Here is a 23,381-nt window from a genome sequence, read left to right on the forward strand (position 1 = left end):
CTAATACTTATACTAAAAACTTAAGCTAAGTAGCGAATATATTAGTAAAAATCTTATTACAGTAGAGAGCATATAAGCAGATTAAATTTCAAGCAAAGGATTTTAATGGATCACTGCACTGAATGCAGCGATCCATGTCGATAGAAGCTAGCTTTTTTGTTTAGTTAACTCAGTTTCAATGTATCGATGGATTTGATCTTCTAATACTGACATTGGCACAGAGCCATGACGAAGTATTTGATGATGGAACTCGCGTACATCAAAGTCTTGCCCTAATGCTTGCTCTGTTTCTTTGCGTAAGCGTTTAATAGTCAGCTCACCAATTTTGTATGATAGTGCTTGTGCTGGCCATGAAATATAACGATCAGTTTCGGTTTTCACATTGTGTAAAGACAACGCCGTATTTTCGCTCATAAATTTCATCGCACGATCGCGACTCCAGCCGTACATGTGCATGCCAGTATCAACCACTAAACGGGCTGCACGCCACATTTCATAAGTTAAACGACCAAAGTTACTATATGGATCTTGATAAAAGCCCGCTTCAATACCTAAGTATTCAGAATATAATCCCCATCCTTCGCCAAATGCTGATAAATAAGCATCTTGACGATAACTTGGTAGGTTTTCTAATTCAGCATTAAGGGAAATCTGTAAATGATGCCCAGGTACAGCTTCATGAAAAGTAAGTGCCTCTAAAACATATAAAGGGCGCTTATCAAGTGCATAAGTGTTTACCCAGTAATAACCCGCTTGATCATCACGACTCGAACCAGAGTAACGACCAGTCGTGTACTTAGGCGCTATGCTTGCTGGCACAGGTGCAACACCATAAGGCATGCGTGGTAAGGTGTGAAATAGCTTAGGTAATTGTGCATCCATTTTTTTAGCTATGTACGATGCTTCTTTTAATAACTCTTCCGGTGTTTTAGCGTAAAATTGCGGATCAGTACGTAAAAAGTGCACAAATTCAGCAAATGTGCCTTTAAAACCAACTTGCTCAATAATCTTATCCATTTCAGCACGAATACGTGCCACTTCTTTTAACCCCAGTTCATGGATTTCTTTTGGTGTCATATCTGTGGTGGTGTAATACTTGGCACGATTAGCATAAAACGCAGCACCATTTGGTGTAGCAGAGATACCAATTTCAGTACGCGCACCTGGCTGATACTCTTCATTAAAAAACGTTAAATAATTTTTATAAGCAGTAATCACCTGTTCTTTAATGATTTTTTTAGCTTGTTGCTGTAAAGCAAAAAACTCACTATCACTCAAACCAGCGGTATTATTTAAAAATGGTTTATAAAATTCAGACTCAGTAACGTCATCAACAATATATGCACTGATAGAATCTTGATAACCAATTAATACAGCCTTAGGTTGAGTTAAGCCAACTTCCAGCCCTTTACGCATCCAACCGATATTTTGCGCAAAAAACCGAGGAACTTGCTGCAAACGCTGTAGATAAAGCTGGTAATCAGCTAGTTTTTTATAATCTGAACTCGACACCATAAAAGATAAACTCGAGTGAAAGCCATATTCAGAAGTAAGCGGCATGTAGTGGCTGTTAAATACATATTCATCGATACTATTTTGTACTTGGCCACGAATTATAGTGAGATTAATACGGTTTTCATCACTGAGTTTGTCTTTATCTATTGCGTCTAACTGCGCTAATAATTCAGTGTTATGTTGGTATTTCTTTTCAAGAAACTCCGCAGATAAATTAGTTAACAAATAGCCATCAACACCCTCAGGGTTGCTATACGTGCTTATACTTTTACGGTAATCAACAATTGATTGCGCCACTTGCGTAAATTGTTGGTCGCTATCTATCGTGGTCATTTGGCACGCACTTAATGTACATGCCAAGGCGATACTTAACAGAGAATGACGCATAACCGATGAAGGTGATTTTTTCATAATAATAGGGATCTGCTACTTAAAACGTGATGTTTAACCTAACCTAGACAGATCAAATAACCAAAAAAATGCGACCAAGGGCGATAAATATAAGGTTAAATTAACCGCGACTATTGGCTAGTAGTTAATCAGCATTTTTATTGCCTAATAAGATTGTCGAGAAAACCAGCTAATGAACGAGAAAAATGGAGATTTCGCTGCCAAATTACATATTTTTGCTTTTAAATATCCCCGATACAGATTAATGTAAGGCAATCTCATACGCTAGGATCGCGTCAAGACCTCATGGAGAAGGTTATTTAATTTCGCTGTTACGTGTATTTAATTGGTGTATACAATGATGTTCCATGATTCCATGGCTATTGCTCAAGAAAAAATGACCAAGGTATGTATCTTTTTAGAACACCATATATTACCACCGACCCCTCTCAATTATCACGTTGTCTATACCTATATCAGCCAAGTTAATTCTGATTTAAATACCACTATCGATCGTGCAATTGCTCAAGGCCAAGAAATTGACTGTGTTTATATAGAGCAACTGTATTTCGATTATATGGATCAAGCTCATCAAGCTGAAACCAAAATGGTACGCAATGTTGATGATGTTATTAATTCATTATCACGTAGCGCGCACTCAACCGAAAAAGATATCATCCGCTTTGCAAGTCAGGTCAGTGAATGCGTGCATTTATTAGATGAAAATAATGTTAGCCAAAGCAAACTCGCACTTGAGACATTAAATAAGCAAACTGCCCACCTGCTCACTCAACATAAACAATTTAAAATAGAGCTGATCAAAGCAAAGCGATTACAAGAGAAAACCCAACAACAGCTCGTACAATTACGTAAACAACACATCACCGACCAGCAAACAGGCCTTTTTAAACGTCATTATTTAAACCAGCAAACACAATTATGGTTAAACCAAAAAAAATCTGTGTGTGCAATTGCCATCCAAATCGATAACTTAGATCACTTTATTGATAACTACGGCGATATCATTGGTGAAGTAATTTTAAGTAAAGTAGCTAAACAAATTCAAAAGTATGTATTTGAAAGTGGCCTGCCAGGGCGTACTGGCAAAGATGCTTTTACTGTATTACTGGCCGATATCGACCCTGAAACTGCGAATGTAATTGCTGAAAAAGTCCGTAATGGAGTCGAGAAACTGCGATTCGTCAGTTCTAAAAACGGTATTAAGCTACCAGCAATCAACCTGTCATTAGGGATTGCCAAGCACTTAGACGAAAAAGATTTTAATAATCTTGCCCGTAAAGCCTCTAATGCAGCACATAAAGCAAGATCGCTTGGCCAAAGCAGCTTTATTGCCGGACAGTGAGCCACAACGAATAAATAATAAAGCTTGATCCACAAGCAATTTTCCCCATATTCAAATTGCACCATGGCGTAACAATCAAGTACACTAGTCTTTATTACCACGATAGAGATTAATCATGAACGAGAATCCTGAAAAGACCACGCATTTTGGTTATAAAACCGTTGCCGAAACCGAAAAAGCTTCTATGGTTGCCGATGTATTTCATTCAGTTGCTACTAAATATGACGTAATGAATGATCTCATGTCGTTTGGTATTCATCGTTTATGGAAACGTCAAACCATTGCCAGCTCAGGTGTGCGTAAAGGCCATCATGTGCTGGATTTAGCCGGTGGCACTGGCGACTTAACGGCAAAGTTTAGTCAACTAGTTGGTGATACTGGGCAAGTAGTATTAGGTGATATTAACTCATCAATGCTTAAAGTGGGCCGCGAAAAGCTACATAACCTAGGTCTAGTCGGCAATATTGACTACGTACAAATGAATGCTGAAGCACTGCCTTTTCCTGATAATAGTTTTGATTTAATTACCATTGCCTTTGGTTTACGTAATGTTACAGATCAAAATAAAGCACTTCGCTCGATGTACCGAATCTTAAAGCCTGGTGGTCGTCTACTGGTATTGGAGTTCTCCAAACCAGAGCATCAAGTGTTAAGTAAAGCCTATGATTTTTACTCATTTAACTTACTACCTAAAATGGGAGAGTTAGTTGCTAACGACGGTGAATCATACAAATACTTAGCTGAATCAATTCGTATGCACCCAGATCAAGAAACACTAAAAGCAATGATGAACGAGGCTGGATTTGAGCAAACCACCTATCAAAATCTCACCGGTGGTATTGTAGCATTACATCGTGGCTTTAAATATTAAGCGTCACACCAGCTAGTAAAGTTTATTGCTAAGGTATTGTATGTTAAATAATTTCATGGTCGCACTCGTCGAAAGGGTTTTAAATACGGCGCTTAAACTCGATCCCACTCTTAGCGATAGACTGTCGTCAATATCCCAACAACGTTTATTAATTGATATACGCGATTGGCAACAGCAGTTTTTAGTGGTGTTTACTGGCCAACAACTGCATTTATACAACACTACCGAAACGCAATATGACTGCATGATAAGCGCCGATATTAATACTTTAATGGCACTTAAAAACCCTGCAATGCTGACTCAGTTAATCCGCCAAGATAAACTCGATTTGCAAGGTGATCTAAATATTGCACAAGGGTTTAGTAATGCTTTCGCTGCGCTTAATATCGATTGGCCTGAACATTTATCTGATTATCTTGGTGACGCAGCGGCACAGCAACTATGGCAGTTAGTTAAACAAACTCAACAGCAAGGTCAAAAAGCCAACAAGAAACTCTCTACAACGCTCACTACTTTATGCCAAGACGAGCTCAAAGTGACTATTCATCCTTTAGAGCTTGAGCAATTTAAGCAACACACGCGTCAACTCAAAGCACATGTTGCGCAACTTGAGTTACGTATCAACCAACTACTTCAAGCAAAATGAATCAGTAAGGATTATCTGTGTCAGCTGCTCGGCTTTATAACATCACAAAAACCCTCCTTAGCTATGGTTTGGATGAACTGATCCCATCACAAAAAATACCTTGGTATGGCAAAGTTGGCCGTGCATGTCTATTTTGGCTAACCAATAAACACCCAGAAAAACCAGCAGGGCTAAGACTGCGTTTAGCATTACAGCAATTGGGGCCAGTGTGGATCAAATTTGGCCAGATGCTATCTACTCGGCGCGATTTATTACCACTAGACATCGCTTTAGAGCTGGCCTTACTGCAAGATCAAGTACAGCCATTTGATGGTGTGTTAGCACAACAACTAATTGAAAATGCACTTGAAGTCGATGATATCAGTGAATACTTTAGCGATTTTGAGCAAACCCCTTTAGCTTCAGCATCCATTGCCCAAGTACATACTGCCACTTTAGTGGATGAACATAATCAACCACAAAAGGTGGTTATTAAAGTTATTCGCCCTGATATCAGAGAACAAATTGACGCTGATTTAGCATTAATGGAACAATTTTCCAAAGTAGTGGCCAAGTTAATCAATGAAGCGAAAAGGTTACGCCCAGTTGAAGTAGTCAAAGAGTATAAGAAAACCTTACTTGATGAACTTGATCTGATGCGTGAAGGCGCAAACGCCATTCAATTAAAGCGTAATTTTGAAGGTTCTGATTCGCTTTATATTCCCTATGTTTACAGTGACTATAGTCGCGTAAATGTACTAGTCATGGAGCGAATCTACGGTATTCCAGTGTCTGATACTGAGGCATTAGTTGCGCAAAACACCAATATGAAACTACTGGCTGAACGCGGTGTGGAGGTGTTTTTCACTCAAGTGTTCCGTGATAGTTTTTTTCATGCTGATATGCACCCTGGTAACGTATTTGTATCCTATGAGAGCCCTGAAAACCCTAAATTTATCGGTATTGATTGTGGCATCGTGGGCACGCTAAACAAAGAAGACAAACGTTACTTAGCCGAAAACTTTATTGCCTTTTTTAATCGCGATTATCGTCAAGTCGCACAATTACATGTCGATTCTGGCTGGGTACCTAAAGACACCAGCGTGGAAGAATTTGAGTTTGCCATTCGCACTGTCTGCGAGCCGATTTTTAATAAGCCATTAGCAGAGATTTCATTTGGCCACGTCTTAGTTAATCTATTTAATACCGCTCGTCGCTTTAATATGCAAGTTCAACCCCAATTAGTTCTACTACAAAAAACCTTGTTGTATGTTGAAGGCCTTGGGCGTCAGCTATATCCACAATTAGATTTATGGAAAACAGCTAAACCCTTTTTAGAAGACTGGGTAAAGCAACAGGTTGGTCCTTGGTCGGTATTGAAACAGGTATACGCAAACTTGCCATTTTGGGCAGAAAAAATGCCTGAGTTACCTGATTTGATTTATCACAACCTAAAACAACAGCGCAACAGCCCTGCACCACTGCCACAGCCATCATACAAGCCATTATTACTTGGTCTTTTTGCTGGTTCAGCAATGATAGTCTCTGGGTTATGTTATTTGCAGCATGACCTTGTCGCTGCAGGTATTGCTGGGATATGCTCTTTAAGCGGCTTTATACTTGCTTGGCGCAGCGCAACATAAACTAAGTGCTATTTAGTGCTCGGTGAGTATAATCAGTACAATAATTTTAATTCACAGTATTTAAATAAGTGGAGAACATCATGGGTTTTGGCGGCATTAGTATTTGGCAATTGTTAATTGTTTTAGCAATCATAGTGTTACTTTTTGGCACAAAAAAATTGCGTGGCATTGGCGGTGATTTAGGTAACGCTGTAAAAGGGTTTAAAAAAGCAGTCTCTGAAGATGAGCAAAATAAACCAGCAGAACCAATTGAACAAGCAAATAACCCAATACAAAACAAAGAGTCTGTTGATAAAAATAAAGAAGACCATAAGGCTTAATTAGCATGGGTATGTGGGAACTTGTTGTGGTGTTAATCGTCGGCTTAGTGGTACTTGGCCCTGAGCGTTTGCCGGTTGCTATTCGTACTGTTAGCCGTTGGGTAAAAACTATAAAATCGTTGGCTAATTCTGTTAAGGCTGAAGTAAACGAAGAATTAAGAGTGCATGAGTTACACCAAAATTTAAAAAAAGCTGAACAACAAGGCATGCAAGACTTAAGTCCAGCAATAAAAGACTCGGTCAGCGAATTACAAAAGGCAGCGGACTCAGTCACCCACAGTTATAAAAAAAGATCTTCTGAGCAAACAGATAAAGTGAATATTGATGAACAAAAATGAAATTATTTTTGTTGGCTATGGTCTATATATCGGTAACGAGTTAAATTATGACTGAACAAGTTAAATCAGGCTTTGTAAGTCATTTAATTGAATTGCGAAATAGGCTTATGAAAGCCTTATTAGCTATATTGGTATTTTTTATTGCGCTGGTTTACTTTGCGAACGATATTTACGGTTTTGTAGCGGCCCCATTAGTTGCGCACTTACCAAGTACAGCAACCATGATCGCTACTGATGTAACAGCACCATTTTTTGCGCCGTTTAAGTTAACCTTATTTGTCGCTTTATTTGCAGCGTTTCCATTAATATTACACCAAATATGGGGCTTTATTGCGCCAGGGTTATACCAACATGAAAAACGCATGCTAATGCCTGTTTTAGCATCTAGCATTATACTTTTTTATAGCGGTATCGCATTTTGTTACTTTGTAGTACTACCCATAATTCTTGGCTTTTTTACTAGCGTTGGCCCAGAAATGATGACGTTGGCACCAGATATTAGTAGCTACTTAAGTTTTGCGTTGAAGCTATTTTTTGCTTTTGGGGTCGCTTTTGAGATTCCAGTAGCGATAATGCTGCTGTGTTTTAGTGGCGCTACCACAACACAAAGTTTAAAAGAAAAACGTCCTTATATTGTGGTCGGTGTTTTTGTTGTAGCTATGTTTTTAACGCCACCGGATGTACTATCACAAACATTATTAGCATTTCCCATGCTACTGTTATTTGAATTGGGTTTAATCTTAGCATCCTTTTATAGCGCTAAACCCCAGCAAAATGAGTCTGAGGAATAAATGAAAAAACAACTACTACCAATACTTGCCTTATTAAGCATTCCTACTGTTCATGCCAATGAAGTTAACTTACAAGCTTTACAAGCATGTACATTTGTAGAAAATGACTTCAATCGTCTGCTTTGTTATGACAACACTATGGCGGGTAAATCATTAAGTAAGCCAGCAACAACAAAAACCTTAACCCCACCTACCAACTCAGCAGCCCCTAACGTTGGCGCACCAACAGCTGCAGCAGTAGCCAATGAGCAAATAGCTAAGACTAAAAATGACGATTTTGGTTTAGAACACAAAGAAGTAGCAAGAGATAATGACAATGAAATATCAGCCGTCGTTAGCAACGTCAAAGAAGCGCCATACGGTGAATTAATTATTAGTTTAGACAACGGTCAACAATGGCGTCAAATTGGCTCAGATAGCTTGCGTATCGACCAAAATGATACCGTGATTATTGAACGTGGTATGTTCAACTCCTTTTTATTAAAAAAAGCAGGCCAGAATCGTTCGATCCGCGTTAAGCGCACTAATTAATGACCACATCACTCATTGATGCAGGCGTAAATCTTACCAATCATCAATTTGATGCTCAACATTCGGCTATCATTGCTCGCGCAAAAGCGCAAAATGTTAGCCAAATGCTGTTAATTGGCTGCGATATAAACTCCAGTCAGCAAGCGATTAACTTAGCACAACAGTACAAGCTACTTGCTACCGCCGGTGTTCACCCCCATGACGCAAAATCAGCCGATGGAAAACTAGAAACACAACTGCGCACTCTCGCTGCACACCCTGAGGTTGTTGCGATTGGCGAATGTGGATTAGATTACAATCGCGACTTTTCTCCCCGCGAGACTCAACGTTCCGTGTTGCACCGACAACTCACTTTGGCAGTAGAGTTAAACCTTCCGGTATATTTACATGAGCGCGATGCGAGCGAAGATATGCTGGCAATATTGCAACAATATTCGGTGCGTGGAGTATTACATTGTTTTACTGGTGATCAGCACGCCTTAGAACAGTATTTATCGCTCGGTTTATACATTGGTATTACCGGTTGGGTCTGTGACGAACGTCGCGGTAAATCACTGCAACAACTGATGCCTATGCTGCCATTAGAGCGCCTATTAATAGAAACGGATGCACCGTTTTTGATCCCTCGCTCATTAACACCAAAACCTAAATCGCATCGCAATGAGCCAAGCTATTTACCACATATATGCCAAACTATCGCGTCCTTAAAAGGCCTAGAGTTTGCAACTGTTGCAAAGCAAACTACACTTAACTTCCAACAGTTATTCAACCACAAGGGCTGATAATGAAGCGTGTTTGGTTGCTGCTTTATAGCTTTGTATTTATTTCATTTACGGCCAACGCAACGCAGATCACCTTAGATAAGCACTTCAAACACCTTGTGAATATACCTTTCGAATATTCCCTGCAGCCTTTCACAGCAGAGCAAGCCAAGCTCACTTCAAATCAGCAATGGCAACAGCTTTCAGAGCAATCGCTCAATTTAGGACTCACTAATCAAGCCGTATGGCTACGCCTGCAACTGGTTAACGCTGAGAATTCAGAGCTACCAATTTTATTGTCCATTGATAATCCGTTATTAGATAAAGTTGCTGTATACCATTACTTTAAGCAAAACAGATTATTGTTTAAAGAAATTGGTGATGTATTACCACTCAATAACCGACAAATTAATACAGAATCATTATTAGTAAAGCTAACACTGCCACCGGCAAGTCAGTCAACATTACTGCTTCGAGTTGAAAGTCTAGATGGTGTTAGAGTGCCGTTAAGTCTTTGGCAGCATGACGAATATTTAAAAGATAAAAGTAAGTTTAATTTAATGTACGGCCTGCTCGTCGGATTTATTTTATCGTTGGCAGTCACTTGCTTGGTCATGTTTGGCTTTTCACGAAAACGTTACTTTGCACTCAGTGGCAGTATTTTAATCACGTTATGGTTATTACTGATTTACTTATATGGCTTTGGTTATCGCTATTTCCACCCGTCTTTGCCTAGTTTGCAGCAGCTAGCCGTGCCTAGCATGCTGATATTAACCACTTGCTTATTCAAGCTATTATTTGAACAATTGCGCCTGCCCACAAAAACAGCGCTGCAACCCTTACACAAATGGAGTAACTGGTTACTTTTTATCAGCTTATTTTTTATCTGGTTGCTCCCTACAAATATCATGCTTTATTACAGCCTAATTGCACCGGTGTTGATTATGTTGTTACACATAACTGCGTTAGGGATCGATATTAAGCAACAGCGAACGCAGCCTCTGAGTGCGCTTTTATGTAGTATGTTAATGTTCTTAACTGCGCAGATCTATCTAATAATTGTCGTATTTGACATCTATGATTTTAATACCCGTGGTTTACCGTTTGTATTTTTTAGCTTTTTAATCTGCTCACTCAGTTTAAGCTTTGCTACCATCAAACACTTTTTAATCGAACGCGATGCTCAAGTTACTGCACAGCAGAGTAAAATAGCCCAAAGTGAAGCACAAGATGCTTTATTGCAAGAGCGTTTAGCACTACAAGAACAAGCTAGGTTAGATTTAGAAGCAAATATAGAAGAGCGAACGTTTGAACTTCAGGTCACCCTGCGAGAGCTTGAAGAAAAGAATCGCGCACTTGAACAAATCAATATGGAAGATCCATTAACACAAATAAAAAATCGCCGCTATTTCGATAAAAAGCTAGTAATGGACTTGCGTCGCTCTCGTCGAGAGCAAACGCCTTTAAGTGTGGTCATGCTCGATATTGATCACTTTAAGAGCATTAACGACACCTACGGGCACTTAATTGGCGACCAAACTATCCGTGCTGTGGCTGACATTATAAAAAGCCATTTAAAACGCCCACTTGACGAAGTAGCCCGTTATGGTGGCGAAGAGTTTGTGATCTTACTACCTAACACCATCCTCGGCGGTGCAGTAGAAATAGCAGAGCAAATCCGCCAAGCAATCATGGATGCCACAATTACAGTGGCAAACACCCAGATAAAGTTTACTATTAGTGCTGGTGTATATAGCGCCATTGCAGAAGACATTCATAATCCGGGATTATTCACCGACTGCGCCGACAAAGCACTTTATCATGCCAAGCAAAGTGGGCGTAATCGTGTAGTTAGTTTTCCAATTTTAGACTAGGAGCAAATAATGGCCCAATCAGGTCTCGACCTTTTCCCTTATACTCGCATGCGCAGAATGCGCCGCAATGATTTTTCGCGCCGCTTGATGGCCGAAAATCAACTCAGTGTAAATGACTTAATTTATCCAGTATTTGTACTTGAAGGTAACAATCGCCGTGAAGCCATTGCATCGATGTCAGGCATAGATCGCTTATCGATTGACTTACTGCTGATTGAAGCAAAAGAGTTGGTTGAATTAGGTATTCCTGCAATCGCTATTTTTCCGGTCACCCCTGCGGACAAAAAATCATTGCTTGCTGAAGAAGCTTACAATGATGATGCACTGGCACAACGCACTGTACGCGCACTCAAAGAAGCCTATCCAGAATTAGGGGTAATCACCGATGTGGCGCTTGATCCATTTACTGTGCATGGACAAGACGGCATTATCGACGATAATGGCTATGTAATTAACGACATCACGACTGAAATATTAGTTAAACAAGCGATATCTCATGCACAAGCGGGTGCAGATATTGTTGCCCCTTCAGATATGATGGATGGCCGCATTGGCGCGATCCGCGAAGCGCTCGAGGCCGAAGGTCACATTCATACACGCATTATGGCTTATTCAGCTAAATATGCCTCAAGTTACTATGGACCATTTCGTGATGCCGTCGGCTCTGCTGGTAACTTAAAAGGTGCGGACAAAAAAACCTACCAAATGGACCCTGCTAATTCTGATGAAGCCATTCGTGAAGTAGCGCTGGATTTACAAGAAGGTGCTGACATGGTGATGGTCAAACCTGGTATGCCTTATTTAGATATTGTACGCCGGGTTAAAGATGAGTTTGGTGTACCTACTTTTGCTTACCAAGTGAGTGGCGAATACGCTATGCATAAAGCGGCGATAGATAATGGCTGGCTTGCTGAAGAAGCCACGATTATGGAGTCATTGCTTGCTTTCAAGCGTGCTGGCGCTGACGGTATTCTTACCTATTTTGCAAAACAAGCTGCACAACTGCTTAAAAGATAAGCCTCATAGATATTTAATTTAGAAAAGGGCGATTCACCGCCCTTTTTATTTTCATATTATTAACATTTTGTATTTTCTTTGTCATAAATTTTCCTTAAACTGTTTGTCCCATTCGGGACACAATACACGGGAAAAAATAATAATGTTCAAAACAAAAATAACGCCATTGGCGCTTGTTATTGCAAGCCTCAGTGCACCAGCCTCAGCTAATCTAATTATTTCAGAATATGTTGAAGGTGGCGGTTACAATAAAGCAATTGAAATCTACAACACCTCATCAACAGCTATATCTCTCGACGGCTATACCCTTAATTTATATTCAAATGGCAGTGATACAGTTTCAACAAGTGAAGAATTGTCAGGCTCTCTTGCTGCTGATAGTACTTTTGTTATTGTAACAACGGACACCCGTGCTTTAGATGACTTAACAACTAAAGCAGATTTACGTAGCGGTGCTGTTAACTTTAATGGTGATGACGCTTTCACACTTACGCTCGGTGATACTGTTATTGATAGTTTTGGACAGGTAGGTGTGCAAGAAGTTTGGACAGCGGGAGGGGTAACTACTAAAGATAAGACTCTACGTCGTAAGGCAGATGTCACCTCTGGTCGCACTGATGCAACTAGCGCGTTTGATCCTAGTGAACAATGGCTACAATTTGATAAAGATGACTTTTCTGGCCTAGGCTTCCACGGTGAAAACAACCAACCAGATCCCGAGCCAGAACCGGAGCCGTTAGTACCATTAGAATGCGGCGCAGCTAAAACCTTGATCAGCGCTGTACAAGGTGAAGGCGGTGATAGCCCTCTATTAAACACAGAAATTGAGCTGGAAGGCGTGGTAACTGCTGATTTTCAAGGTAGTGAGCAATTAAGTGGCTTCTTTATTACATCACTTGATGCAGATATTGATACAAACCCACTTACTTCTGAAGGTGTCTTTGTTTATTTTGCTGATACCGATGTCAATGTTGGTGACCATGTGCGCGTCAAAGGCAGTGTTGCTGAATACTTTAATGCCACCCAAATTGGTGATGTTAGTCAAGTGGAAGTATGTGCTACAGGCTTAACGCCAACAGCAACAAGCATCACTCTCCCTGTTAATAATGTAGCCGATTTAGAAGCTTATGAAGGCATGCTGGTTTCACTAGAACAACCGCTGGTCGTTAGCAACAACTATGGTTTAGGCCGTTATGGTGAAGTAGGTCTTGCCACAGAACGTTTATATCAAGGTACACAAATAGCCCTTCCCGGTGATGCTGCTAACGCTGTTGAAGCCGAAAACATCAAGAAACAAATCTTACTTGATGATGGTTCAACGAAACAAAATCTTGACCCAGTTTCTTACCCAGGTACTGGCTTAGACGCTTATAACACATTACGTTTAGGTGATTCTGTGAACGCAATCACTGGTGTAATGGGTTACAGCTTTGATCGCTATCGCATTCACCCAACAGTACAACCAACTTTTGTTGCAACTAATCCACGTACAGATGCACCAGAACTGCACGCTGATGCAGATCTTCGGATTGCAAGCTTTAATGTGCTTAACTACTTCAATGGTGATGGCCAAGGTGCTGGTTTCCCAACCAGTCGTGGGGCTGATAGTGAAGCTGAATTTATTCGCCAACAAGCGAAAATTGTCAGTGCACTTGTTGCTATAGAAGCTGATGTTATCGGTTTAATGGAAATCGAAAACGATGGTTTCAGTGCAAATAGCGCTATTGCTAGTCTAGTTAATGCGTTAAACGATGAAGATAGCAATAATGAATACGCCTTTGTTAATTTTAACGTAGATAAAATTGGTACTGATGAAATTACCACCGCACTGATCTACCGTGCAAATAAAGTCGCACAAGTTGGCACCGCAGCTATCACAACCCAATATCCATTTGACTACAGTAACCGCCCACCTATTGCACAAAGCTTCAAATCACTTGAATCAGAAGAAGTATTTACTGTTGCTGTAGCGCATTTAAAATCCAAAGGTAGCTGTGGCAGTGCTGATGGCAACAATGCTGATTTAGGTGATGGCCAAGCATGTTGGAATGAGATCCGTGTAGCGGGTGCCAATGCTTATGCTGACTGGCTTGATAGCAAGCCAACCGGTGTAGACGATGAAGATATCATTTTAGTCGGCGATATGAATGCCTATGCGATGGAAGATCCAATACGTGCATTTGCAGATAAAGGATTTAAAAATGTCGTCGCAGAATTAGATGGTAACACTCTTGGTTATTCGTATAGCTTTTCTGGCCGCATGGGTAGCTTAGATCATGCTGTTGCTAGTCCAAGTTTACTTGCTAAAGTTGTCGCAGCGACAGACTGGCATATCAATGCTGATGAGCCGATTAGTCTGGATTATAACGTAGAGTTCAAATCTGATTCTCAAGTTGCTAGCTTGTATTCAGAGAGTGCTTATCGTGCCTCTGATCATGACCCTGTAATTATTGATATTCAATCTACCCCTGCTGTAGAGCCAACGCCTGAGCCACAAGCTCCAGTGCTAGAGCCTGAGCAGAGCTTTAACATCAGTGAAAATAGCCATATTGGCACTGTCATTGGTCAATTGAGCTTTAGTGATGCCGATGCACAGTACACACCCGTTATTGGCTTCATTGTATCTGGCCACGATGCAGTAACTATAAATGAGCAAGGACAACTAATCGTTGCTGGTGATTTAGACTATGAGTTTGAAAGAAAAATCACATTAATGGTACAAGCAAAAGACAGTGCTGGTAATTTATCAAATGCGCAGCTTGTGTACATTAATATCGCTAATGATGAAACTGATGACGAAGACGATGACTCAGGTTCATTATTTTGGTTAACGTTACTGGCGTTACCACTAACACTCCTGCGCCGTAAAAAAGCGTAGTATAAACTAAACTCTGCTTGAATAGCTTTATTCCGCAGAGTTCAGATTAGTAAAAAGGCCGCTAAACTGCGGCCTTTTCTATGCATTACATTCAGTATGCTGTGAATTATTACAGCGATTCTTCTTTTTGCTATACCAACACCTAATTGACTGCTGAGCTTGCTCGTCAAACTGCCAGTTATAAAAGTGGATTACTTTGTTATTTTCTAAAGAAACCGATAATACAGTCAGTAATTTTAATGAGTTAAATTGAATATCAACAATTTCATCTGCATTAATATATTTTTTACTTAACCCTTGAGAGTAGTAAATACCCGCTTTATAACAATGCATAAAACGCAAGTTGGCGATACTTAAAATTGAGATAATAAAAATAACAGGAACAATAATTAGGGCTAAAAAAGTCTGATTAACAGCAAACATGATTGTTAGCAAAAAAGCAACTGCACAAAGGGTTAGTATCATAACTAACTGCAACAGCCAGTTTGGGCTCAATTTAATTGCATTCATATAAACGTCCTAAAAAAGTACACATATATGTCTCTTTATTCGAGAGACTTCCATTTCTCTAATATGCGTATATGGGTGGCATAAGCGGGTATTCTACCTGTATTAGTAACTAAGATTCAAGTAATTGCACTACTTTTTACCTAGTTATAAATAACTAGTTTAATTAGTAAAACAGCCAGCTTTTAAACTACAACTTATGAGTGGAATAACGTTTAAGCTGCAGTAATAAATAGTTGATTCTTTTTCTATTATTTAACTGTTTGCTTCAATAGCGACTAAGAGTGCTAACGACTCATTGCTAGCATAACAACAAAAAAGTATTCGATTGTTGGAGGGATAATATTTCTGGCAATAAAAAACCCGCAACAGGTGCGGGTTTTTTTAAGAGTTTAAAGGCTAATTACTTAGCAGCTTTTTTCTCTTTTTCTGCAGCGATTACAGTTTCAGCTACGTTTTGTGGACATGGTGCATAGTGTGAGAACTCCATAGAGAACTGACCACGACCTGATGTCATTGTACGTAATGAACCGATGTAACCGAACATTTCTGATAACGGAACGTCAGCTTTAATACGAACGCCTGTTAAACCAGCTTCTTGGTCTTTCATCATACCACGACGACGGTTAAGGTCACCGATTACATCACCAACGTGATCTTCTGGCGTGAACACGTCAACTTTCATGATTGGCTCAAGAAGTTGTGCGCCCGCTTTAGGGATCGATTGACGGAAAGCGCCTTTAGCAGCGATTTCGAATGCGATTGCAGATGAATCCACGGCATGGAAGCCACCGTCGAAAAGTTCAACTTCAACGTCAAGCACTGGGAAGCCAGCTAGCACACCTTCGCTCATCATTGACTTGAAGCCTTTCTCAACTGCAGGCCAGAATTCTTTAGGTACGTTACCACCAACAACTGATGATTTAAACGTGAAGCCTGAAGCAACTTCGCCTGGCTTGATACGGTAGTCGATTTTACCGAACTGACCAGAACCACCAGATTGTTTCTTATGCGTGTAGCTATCTTCGATTTCACGAGTGATAGTTTCACGGTAAGCAACCTGTGGTTGACCAACGATAAGGTCTACGCCGTAAGTACGCTTAAGGATATCAACTTTGATATCTAAGTGAAGCTCACCCATACCTTTAAGGATAGTTTCGCCTGAATCTTCATCAGTCTCAACTTGGAAAGATGGATCTTCTGCAACCATTTTACCGATAGCAACACCCATTTTCTCATTACCGCCTTTATCTTTAGGCTGTACAGCAATCGAGATTACTGGAGTTGGGAATACCATTGGCTCAAGTGTTACTGGGTGCTTAGGATCACAAAGAGTGTGACCAGTTTGCACGTTTTTCATACCTACGATTGCAATGATGTCACCAGCTTGTGCGCTAGTTAATTCGTTACGGTCGTCTGCTTGCATCTCAACCATACGGCCAACACGCTCAGTTTTACCAGTAAACGCGTTAAGGATAGTGTCACCCTTATTAAGTTTACCTGAGTAAATACGTACGAAAGTTAATGCACCAAAACGGTCATCCATGATCTTAAACGCTAACGCTTTGAATGGTTCATCTACAGATACAACTGCAAACTCGCCGTTTTCGTTACCTTCTTCATCCATAAGCGGTTGAGGATCAACTTCTGTAGGAGATGGTAAGTAGTCAACAACAGCGTCAAGTACTAATTGCATACCTTTGTTCTTGAAAGCAGAACCACAGTATGTAGGGAAGAAAGCAAGGTCACGAGTACCTTTACGGATACAACGCTTGATATCTTCTAAAGAAGGTACTTCACCTTCCATGTATGCTTCCATTAGGTCATCGTCTTGCTCTACAGCAGTTTCGATTAGCATTTCATGGTATTCATCAACTTTGTCTACCATGTCTGCTGGAACGTCTTCGATCGTGTAGTTCTCTGGAAGACCAGTTTCGTCCCAGATGTATGCTTTTTTAGTTAAAACATCAACAACACCACAAAACTCATCTTCGATACCGATTGGTAACGTCATGATTAGTGGGTTTGCGCCAAGTACTTTACGTACTTGCTCTGTTACACGGTAAAAATCAGCACCCATACGGTCTAATTTATTTACGAAAATAACACGTGCAACTTCTGATTCGTTAGCATAACGCCAGTTAGTTTCTGATTGTGGCTCAACACCACCAGAACCACAGAATACACCGATGCCGCCATCAAGTACTTTTAATGAACGGTATACTTCAACTGTGAAGTCAACGTGTCCAGGAGTATCGATAACGTTAAAACGGTGATCTTTCCAGAAACAGCTTACAGCCGCAGACTGGATAGTAATACCGCGCTCAGCTTCTTGTTCCATGAAGTCAGTTGTTGATTCACCATCATGAACCTCACCAGTTTTATGGATTTGACCAGTAAGCTTTAGGATACGCTCAGTAGTCGTGGTTTTACCCGCATCAACGTGCGCGAAAATACCAATGTTTCTGTACTTCGATAAATCTGCCATTATTTTACTCTTAATAAAGTCGAAAAATTATTCGGCGGGAGTATAGCATTACTTATAGCGAACATCACCATACATGTCGCTTAAAATGCAATCAATTTTATAATATTTTACTTTCTATGGGTTTTGAAGCGCATAGCCACACTAAAGCCGAGCGCTTTAGCCATTTTATGCACTTTTAAAAAAGCACCGCTGACCCTTCACATAAGTCGCCTGAATACTAAAATCGCTGTTTAAAATAGCAAAATTCGCATGCTTACCTTCCGCTAAAGAACCAACTTGGCTGGCAATATTAAGAAATTGCGCGGGCACAATGCTGGCCATATTTATCGCCTCATGTAGCTCTACACTGCCTAATTGATGCATATTTTTAACTGCTTGCTCAAGCGTTAAAGTGCTGCCAGCTAACGAGCCGGAGGCAGTTCTCGCCACACCTTGTTGCACAACAACATCCATTTTACCCAATTTATACTCACCATCATTTAGTCCACCGGCATTGATACAATCACTGATCAAAGCGATTTTTTGTGGACCTTTTAGCTTATAGATCAGCTTTAAAATTGTAGGATGAAGATGTACACCATCTGCAATCACTTCAACAAATGCGTCATCATTCATCAATACCGCGCCGGCACAACCTGGATCACGATGATGAATGCCACGCATCCCATTAAAAACATGCACCCCACCGCATGCGCCATGCTCAAGTGCGCTTTGAGTTTGTTCATAATTGGCATCACAGTGACCAAGCATTACCCTAATTCCTTGCGCTGTCAGGTATTCAATTAATGCATTTGCGCCTGGCTTTTCTGGCGCCAACGCAACCACTTTTAAGCTACCCATGGCTGCATTAATCATCGCTTCTAGATGCGACTGCGATAGCTCTAAAAAGTAATCTTGATTGTGCGCGCCTTTATGAACTTCACTGAAAAACAGGCCCTCACTATAGCCACCTAGCACCTGTGCCCCGCTAGGTTGCTGCGTGTATGCCTGACCAATTACACTCATAGCATTAAGTGTTTGTTGCCAATCGGTGGTCACTGTCGTTGCTAAAAAGCCTGTTACTCCATGCTCTGCAAGTGAGCATGAAATCGTTTCAATACTACTCATTTTACAATCAATCACATCACAACCTTCGCGACCATGAATGTGTAAATCAATTAAGCCTGGAATAATTGCAGCATTACCATAATCATCAATAGGCACACCGGCTGTAGGGTTTTGCGTAAAATGACTAATAATGCCATTTTCAACTAACATGAAGTGATTTTTAAGTACTCGTTCTTGACAATAAATTACATCAGCTTTGACGTAAAACACGGATCCAATCATGCCAGCGCTCCCACTTGTTCTTTGGCCAAAATAGCGGCACCGCGAGCGCCACTGGCATCGCCAAATTCAGCAAGCACTATTTTTGGCACCCGAATATCAGCAAATACATACGGTACGATTGCCTCTTCAAGCTTGCTCATTAGTTCATCAACTAAAGACATACCGCCACCAACTACAATCACCTCAGGGTCATAGGCCATAATAATTGCCGCAAAAGTACTGCCAATTAAATCCAAATAACAGGCAAAGCTTTGTTGGCAAAATACGTCGCCTTTTCTCAACCCTTCAACAATTTCAAAAGTAGTTAATACTTCGCCAGAAAAGTGCTGGTAAATTCTCGCCAAGCCAGGGCCTGCAATATAACTTTCAATGCACCCTGTTAAACCACAGCCACATTTTAAAATAGGTAACTGGTACTTCTGCTGTAACACTGCAGAAAGTGCGTAATGACCGTATTCACCTGCAATTCCCTGGGCGCTTTTATACAATTGACCATCAATACACAGCCCACCACCCGCACCAGTACCAAGAATTGCACCGAACACTCGGGTATGTTGCAAACCAACGCTGCTACGCGCTTCTGAGAGTGCAAAACAGCGGCAATCGTTTTCGATCGCAACCGGGCGATTTATTAACTGAGCTAAATCTTGCGCGGCATTTTTACCGGTCGCATGAGGCACGTTAGCCGACAGTACTTGTTGGTTTGCATTAACAATGCCAGGCATACCAATACCGACCGCACCGTGACATTGATATTTATGATCAGCACTTAAAATCATACCAACTAACGCATTTAGAAAGTCTTGATAACTATTTTGCGGAGTCGCAATGCGCCATGATTCAAGTTGCTTTAATGAAGCGTCAAATACAGCAAGTTCAATTTTACTACCGCCAATATCAATGCCATAAATATACTGCTTAGTCATTAATATCACCTTGTTTTAGCGGGTAAATCGTCACCCCTTGCACCACTCTGTTTACTTCACCAGTTGGGCATGGGTTATCTACTGTAATGCCTAATTGCCACGCTTTATAGAACGACATTATTTGCGCGCAGACCATATAATATAAGCCATTAAATACATCGTCTAATTGCTGCATCACCGCGTCATCTGGCAGCGTCAAGGCGTGAACATCAATAGCTTTATTATCGCGACGTAACTCATTCAACAAATCAATATCGTACTGCTTGGTATAGGTATTAGTTGAGCCAAATAAAACAATTAAAGTTTTATCATCAACCAATGATTTTGGGCCGTGACGAAAACCAAGCGGGGATTCAAAATACCCCATAACTTGACCCGCACTTAATTCTAATAATTTTAATGCTGATTCTTGCGCATAGCCTTTTAAGGATCCTGCGCCTAAATACACTAAGCGATGCATAGGCAGTTCAGCCAATGTTTTTAGTTCAGCTAATTTACCAGCAATATTTTTTTCAACCGCTTCTGCAATAGTTAAAACAGCGTTATCTGCATCACTAAATATTGCCACACTTGCCACCAACATTGAGGTAAAACTACTGGTCATAGCGAAGCTGTGATCAAGTGTTTGCGTAGGCATCAATAACGAGAAATAGTTTTCATCTTGCGCTACTTGTTTATGCAGTGCTCCATCGGGGTTACAAGTAATAAATAGATGCGCGCAGTGTTTTACATAGTTATTCACTACATCAACAGCGGCAACACTTTCAGGACTATTGCCAGAGCGTGCAAATGACACTAATAAAGTTGACTTATTTGGCTGTAAATACTGCTCTGGGCAGGCAACAAGCTCTGTGCTACTAACACTTCGACAAGCAATATCCAATTGTTGATTCAAGTAACCAACAACCGCCTCACCAACATAAGCTGAGGTACCGGCACCGGTAAAAATTATTTGCGCATTTGGCTTATCTAATACGCCCGCAAGCCAACTATCTAGCTGCGCTCGTGCAGCTTTTACAATACTGAGCGTTGCTCGCCAACAATCGGGCTGCTGCATAATTTCTTTTGCAGTCCATAAACTATTTTTAGCTTCTAAAAGGGTTTCATCAATTGCTAAATAACTAGACATTACTACCTCACTTACGTCTATTGTTGTTTAAAACACGCATCTGCGTAGCGACTGGTTACTTGCATTATGTGATGAAGTACCAAAGATTTAGGGCTGTTTTGCAGGGTGTTATTTCGCACTGCAAGATACTGCAATGGCATATATTGGCTTAGTAACGGCAGTGGTATCGGTTGTTTTTGTAAATTACTAAATAGCTTATCAACGGCAGCTTGATTGCCTTGTTGTCCCCAGTAATAACGGATTCGGTCACTAAAACTAAAGCGACGATAAAGTTGCTGCACTGATTTATCAACTTGATAAAAACGCTGCCAATTTTTCGGAAACTGCTGCATATCAGCATCAATAACAGTGCGTATATGTGAACATTGCTCAGTGTCTATTAGCGCATCTTCAATATGGCTTAATGCAAATAATGCCTCACGCAAAGCAAAGGTAAGCTCTGGGCCCACTTTTAAAATCGCAAAATGATCATTTACTAATTGTTGATACGCGATGGGCGTTTGATAATCAGTTGAATGTGCTTCAAAGGCAATGCCATCAACGGCCTTTATATATTGCTTTAGCCGTTGCGCTTTAGCGCTATCATAATCAAATACTTGCGTGTTATCGAATTCCACACCTGGCTGTACAACTAAGCCAACTACTCGCTGCCATGCCGATGATAACCCCTGCTGTAAAAATGCATCGTGATGCAATGCCAATGTACTAGCAACATGGTCAGTTTCTGTGACTGCAAGCGTATCTATTTGCTCATCGGCACCACCGGGCGGCGGCACCTCAGTACCAATAACATAGACTAAGTCACTGCGGCCAAAGGTATCTAATGCTGTTTGTTCAGCCACTGCACACAACTGCGCCGCACGTGTTGCAACTGTTTCATCTGCTAAAATTAATTCATCATCGGCGCAGCGCATACTGGTGTCTAAGTGAATTTTTTTGAATCCTGCACCAACATAACTGGCGATCAACTGCTGAGCTTTTTGCATCGCCGATTCAGCGCTTTCATCACACCAACACACAGGGCCTAAATGGTCACCGCCAAGGATCAGCTTATCAATTGCAAACTCTTGCTTTGTCGCAAGCTGTTCAATAAATGCCATAAAATCAGTAGGTAACATACCCGTATAACCACCAAACTGATTGACCTGATTAGCGGTTGCTTCGATTAATAAATAACTATTGTCTTGTTTGGCTTGCAATATGGCAGCTTCTAGCACCAATGGATGAGCGGAACAAACGGCATAAATACCCTGTTTTTCGCCGCGTTTATTCGCTGCGATTAATTGCTGTAATATCGTCATTGCAAGCCTCTTCGTTAGATAATCTTTGTTTAGTTATAAAAGTTAAAGATCGAGAATATGTAACCGCACACCTGCATCTTCGAGCGCGGTTTTTATCTCTGCTGGAATTCCACTGTCTGTAACCAGTACGTTTATTTCACTGGCGGCAATAATTTTATGCACGCCTTTACGATTAAATTTACTAGAATCTGTTACTACTATGATCTCTCGCGATACTTCACACATCACCCGATTTAGCAGAGCTTCAAGCTCAAAGTGCGTTGTAATACCAATATCTTTTTCAAAGCCATCAACACCCAAAATTAACTTATCAAAGTGATATTGTTGTAAGTGCTGTTCAGCTTGGCGGCCATAAAATGACAGTGATTTTTTACGTAGCGTGCCACCAGTCATTAACACTTCAACCGATGGCGCATTAAGTAGTGAGTGCGCCACATTTAAGCCATTGGTCATCACAACTACGCCGTGGTGGCTGGTTAGATTTTTAGCGACTTCTTCAGTTGTTGTCCCTGAGTCTAAAATAATCGATTCACCATCCTTAATTAGACTCGCTGCAAATTTACCTAAGCGCTCTTTAATACCGCGATTTGCATCGTGTTTTTCTTTTAATGATAATTCTTGAGTTAAGCGATTACTGGCAACTGCACCACCACGGGACCGTACCAACAATCCTTTTTCATCCAACTCATTTAAGTCGTTACGGATAGTTACCGTTGAAACACCAAACAACTGAGCCAACTCAGGAACCTGCACCCGCTCTTGTTTGTAGACCAATTGCACAATC

Annotated in this window: 20 protein-coding genes; 12 read left to right on the forward strand and 8 right to left on the reverse strand. The window is 40.7% G+C overall.

The features are described 5' to 3' along the window. Window positions 1-147 precede the first annotated feature (147 nt). On the reverse strand, window positions 148-1,926 hold the full coding sequence (locus H5232_RS02710; RefSeq protein WP_182739449.1) for a DUF885 family protein: 1,779 nt from the start codon (window positions 1,924-1,926) through the stop codon (window positions 148-150). Window positions 1,927-2,281: 355 nt separating this feature from the next. Between H5232_RS02710 and H5232_RS02715 the strand changes: the two genes are divergently transcribed. From H5232_RS02715 to H5232_RS02770, 12 genes are all read left to right on the forward strand, one after another. After that, window positions 2,282-3,268: a diguanylate cyclase domain-containing protein gene (locus H5232_RS02715; RefSeq protein ID WP_149982319.1), complete on the forward strand. Its 987-nt coding sequence runs from the start codon at window positions 2,282-2,284 to the stop codon at window positions 3,266-3,268. Window positions 3,269-3,383: 115 nt separating this feature from the next. Then, on the forward strand, window positions 3,384-4,139 hold the full coding sequence (ubiE, locus tag H5232_RS02720; RefSeq protein WP_145240051.1) for a bifunctional demethylmenaquinone methyltransferase/2-methoxy-6-polyprenyl-1,4-benzoquinol methylase UbiE: 756 nt from the start codon (window positions 3,384-3,386) through the stop codon (window positions 4,137-4,139). Window positions 4,140-4,179: 40 nt separating this feature from the next. Beyond that, window positions 4,180-4,785 carry an SCP2 domain-containing protein gene (locus H5232_RS02725; protein ID WP_182797508.1) on the forward strand — a complete coding sequence of 202 codons (606 nt, stop codon included), beginning with the start codon at window positions 4,180-4,182 and terminating at the stop codon, window positions 4,783-4,785. A gap of 17 nt (window positions 4,786-4,802) precedes the next feature. Continuing rightward, window positions 4,803-6,407, forward strand: coding sequence for a ubiquinone biosynthesis regulatory protein kinase UbiB (ubiB, locus tag H5232_RS02730; RefSeq protein WP_182830531.1), 1,605 nt, complete (start codon window positions 4,803-4,805; stop codon window positions 6,405-6,407). Between the two features lie 80 nt (window positions 6,408-6,487). Continuing rightward, on the forward strand, window positions 6,488-6,727 hold the full coding sequence (gene tatA / locus H5232_RS02735; RefSeq protein WP_149982217.1) for a Sec-independent protein translocase subunit TatA: 240 nt from the start codon (window positions 6,488-6,490) through the stop codon (window positions 6,725-6,727). Window positions 6,728-6,732: 5 nt separating this feature from the next. Further along, window positions 6,733-7,065: a Sec-independent protein translocase protein TatB gene (gene tatB / locus H5232_RS02740; RefSeq protein ID WP_149982218.1), complete on the forward strand. Its 333-nt coding sequence runs from the start codon at window positions 6,733-6,735 to the stop codon at window positions 7,063-7,065. A gap of 47 nt (window positions 7,066-7,112) precedes the next feature. Next, on the forward strand, window positions 7,113-7,856 hold the full coding sequence (tatC, locus tag H5232_RS02745) for a twin-arginine translocase subunit TatC (RefSeq protein WP_149982219.1): 744 nt from the start codon (window positions 7,113-7,115) through the stop codon (window positions 7,854-7,856). After that, entirely contained in the window at window positions 7,857-8,387 is a 531-nt protein-coding gene (locus tag H5232_RS02750) for a hypothetical protein (RefSeq protein WP_182717498.1), read from the forward strand. Further along, entirely contained in the window at window positions 8,387-9,169 is a 783-nt protein-coding gene (locus H5232_RS02755) for a TatD family hydrolase (RefSeq protein ID WP_182717499.1), read from the forward strand. Before H5232_RS02750 ends, H5232_RS02755 begins: the two co-directional genes overlap by 1 nt. A gap of 2 nt (window positions 9,170-9,171) precedes the next feature. Then, a complete protein-coding gene (locus H5232_RS02760; RefSeq protein WP_182717500.1) occupies window positions 9,172-11,022 on the forward strand; it encodes a diguanylate cyclase in 1,851 nt (616 codons plus the stop codon). A gap of 9 nt (window positions 11,023-11,031) precedes the next feature. Continuing rightward, complete coding sequence (hemB, locus tag H5232_RS02765) at window positions 11,032-12,039, forward strand: porphobilinogen synthase (protein WP_182830532.1); 1,008 nt, start codon at window positions 11,032-11,034, stop codon at window positions 12,037-12,039. Window positions 12,040-12,181: 142 nt separating this feature from the next. Beyond that, complete coding sequence (locus tag H5232_RS02770; protein ID WP_182830533.1) at window positions 12,182-14,917, forward strand: ExeM/NucH family extracellular endonuclease; 2,736 nt, start codon at window positions 12,182-12,184, stop codon at window positions 14,915-14,917. Window positions 14,918-14,995: 78 nt separating this feature from the next. Here H5232_RS02770 and H5232_RS02775 read toward each other — a convergent pair whose 3' ends face one another. The 7 genes from H5232_RS02775 to agaR all read right to left on the reverse strand — a co-directional run bounded on the left by H5232_RS02775 (window position 14,996) and on the right by agaR (window position 23,380). Beyond that, the gene (locus H5232_RS02775; RefSeq protein WP_182760941.1) at window positions 14,996-15,427 is read right to left on the reverse strand and encodes a hypothetical protein; all 432 of its coding nucleotides are present in this window, start codon (window positions 15,425-15,427) and stop codon (window positions 14,996-14,998) included. 400 nt (window positions 15,428-15,827) lie between these two features. Further along, window positions 15,828-17,912, reverse strand: a complete 2,085-nt coding sequence (fusA, locus tag H5232_RS02780) for an elongation factor G (protein WP_182717504.1) — start codon at window positions 17,910-17,912, stop codon at window positions 15,828-15,830. Window positions 17,913-18,077: 165 nt separating this feature from the next. Next, window positions 18,078-19,241, reverse strand: a complete 1,164-nt coding sequence (gene nagA, locus H5232_RS02785; protein ID WP_182830534.1) for an N-acetylglucosamine-6-phosphate deacetylase — start codon at window positions 19,239-19,241, stop codon at window positions 18,078-18,080. Then, on the reverse strand, window positions 19,238-20,167 hold the full coding sequence (locus H5232_RS02790; RefSeq protein ID WP_145240076.1) for an ROK family protein: 930 nt from the start codon (window positions 20,165-20,167) through the stop codon (window positions 19,238-19,240). The genes nagA and H5232_RS02790 overlap by 4 nt, the downstream gene beginning before the upstream one ends. Continuing rightward, window positions 20,160-21,296: an SIS domain-containing protein gene (locus H5232_RS02795; RefSeq protein ID WP_145240078.1), complete on the reverse strand. Its 1,137-nt coding sequence runs from the start codon at window positions 21,294-21,296 to the stop codon at window positions 20,160-20,162. Before H5232_RS02795 ends, H5232_RS02790 begins: the two co-directional genes overlap by 8 nt. A gap of 17 nt (window positions 21,297-21,313) precedes the next feature. Further along, on the reverse strand, window positions 21,314-22,597 hold the full coding sequence (locus tag H5232_RS02800) for a D-tagatose-bisphosphate aldolase, class II, non-catalytic subunit (RefSeq protein ID WP_182717506.1): 1,284 nt from the start codon (window positions 22,595-22,597) through the stop codon (window positions 21,314-21,316). A gap of 42 nt (window positions 22,598-22,639) precedes the next feature. Then, entirely contained in the window at window positions 22,640-23,380 is a 741-nt protein-coding gene (gene agaR / locus H5232_RS02805; RefSeq protein ID WP_310736862.1) for a transcriptional repressor AgaR, read from the reverse strand. Between the last annotated feature and the right edge of the window lies 1 nt (window position 23,381).

Source organism: Pseudoalteromonas sp. SG41-5 (genome assembly GCF_014164495.1).
GTDB classification, from domain to species: domain Bacteria; phylum Pseudomonadota; class Gammaproteobacteria; order Enterobacterales; family Alteromonadaceae; genus Pseudoalteromonas; species Pseudoalteromonas rhizosphaerae.

Excerpts from the sequence above, each read along its gene's own strand:
- ubiE (WP_145240051.1), top strand. The coding sequence starts at position 3,384 with ATGAACGAGAATCCTGAAAAGACCACGCATTTTGGTTATAAAACCGTT.
- tatB (WP_149982218.1), top strand. The coding sequence starts at position 6,733 with ATGGGTATGTGGGAACTTGTTGTGGTGTTAATCGTCGGCTTAGTGGTA.
- H5232_RS02750 (WP_182717498.1), top strand. The coding sequence starts at position 7,857 with ATGAAAAAACAACTACTACCAATACTTGCCTTATTAAGCATTCCTACT.
- nagA (WP_182830534.1), bottom strand. The coding sequence starts at position 19,241 with ATGATTGGATCCGTGTTTTACGTCAAAGCTGATGTAATTTATTGTCAA.
- hemB (WP_182830532.1), top strand. The coding sequence starts at position 11,032 with ATGGCCCAATCAGGTCTCGACCTTTTCCCTTATACTCGCATGCGCAGA.
- fusA (WP_182717504.1), bottom strand. The coding sequence starts at position 17,912 with ATGGCAGATTTATCGAAGTACAGAAACATTGGTATTTTCGCGCACGTT.
- H5232_RS02760 (WP_182717500.1), top strand. The coding sequence starts at position 9,172 with ATGAAGCGTGTTTGGTTGCTGCTTTATAGCTTTGTATTTATTTCATTT.
- H5232_RS02755 (WP_182717499.1), top strand. The coding sequence starts at position 8,387 with ATGACCACATCACTCATTGATGCAGGCGTAAATCTTACCAATCATCAA.
- H5232_RS02715 (WP_149982319.1), top strand. The coding sequence starts at position 2,282 with ATGGCTATTGCTCAAGAAAAAATGACCAAGGTATGTATCTTTTTAGAA.
- H5232_RS02710 (WP_182739449.1), bottom strand. The coding sequence starts at position 1,926 with ATGAAAAAATCACCTTCATCGGTTATGCGTCATTCTCTGTTAAGTATC.
- H5232_RS02725 (WP_182797508.1), top strand. The coding sequence starts at position 4,180 with ATGTTAAATAATTTCATGGTCGCACTCGTCGAAAGGGTTTTAAATACG.
- H5232_RS02775 (WP_182760941.1), bottom strand. The coding sequence starts at position 15,427 with ATGAATGCAATTAAATTGAGCCCAAACTGGCTGTTGCAGTTAGTTATG.
- H5232_RS02800 (WP_182717506.1), bottom strand. The coding sequence starts at position 22,597 with ATGACGATATTACAGCAATTAATCGCAGCGAATAAACGCGGCGAAAAA.
- tatC (WP_149982219.1), top strand. The coding sequence starts at position 7,113 with ATGACTGAACAAGTTAAATCAGGCTTTGTAAGTCATTTAATTGAATTG.
- H5232_RS02770 (WP_182830533.1), top strand. The coding sequence starts at position 12,182 with ATGTTCAAAACAAAAATAACGCCATTGGCGCTTGTTATTGCAAGCCTC.
- H5232_RS02790 (WP_145240076.1), bottom strand. The coding sequence starts at position 20,167 with ATGACTAAGCAGTATATTTATGGCATTGATATTGGCGGTAGTAAAATT.
- tatA (WP_149982217.1), top strand. The coding sequence starts at position 6,488 with ATGGGTTTTGGCGGCATTAGTATTTGGCAATTGTTAATTGTTTTAGCA.
- H5232_RS02795 (WP_145240078.1), bottom strand. The coding sequence starts at position 21,296 with ATGTCTAGTTATTTAGCAATTGATGAAACCCTTTTAGAAGCTAAAAAT.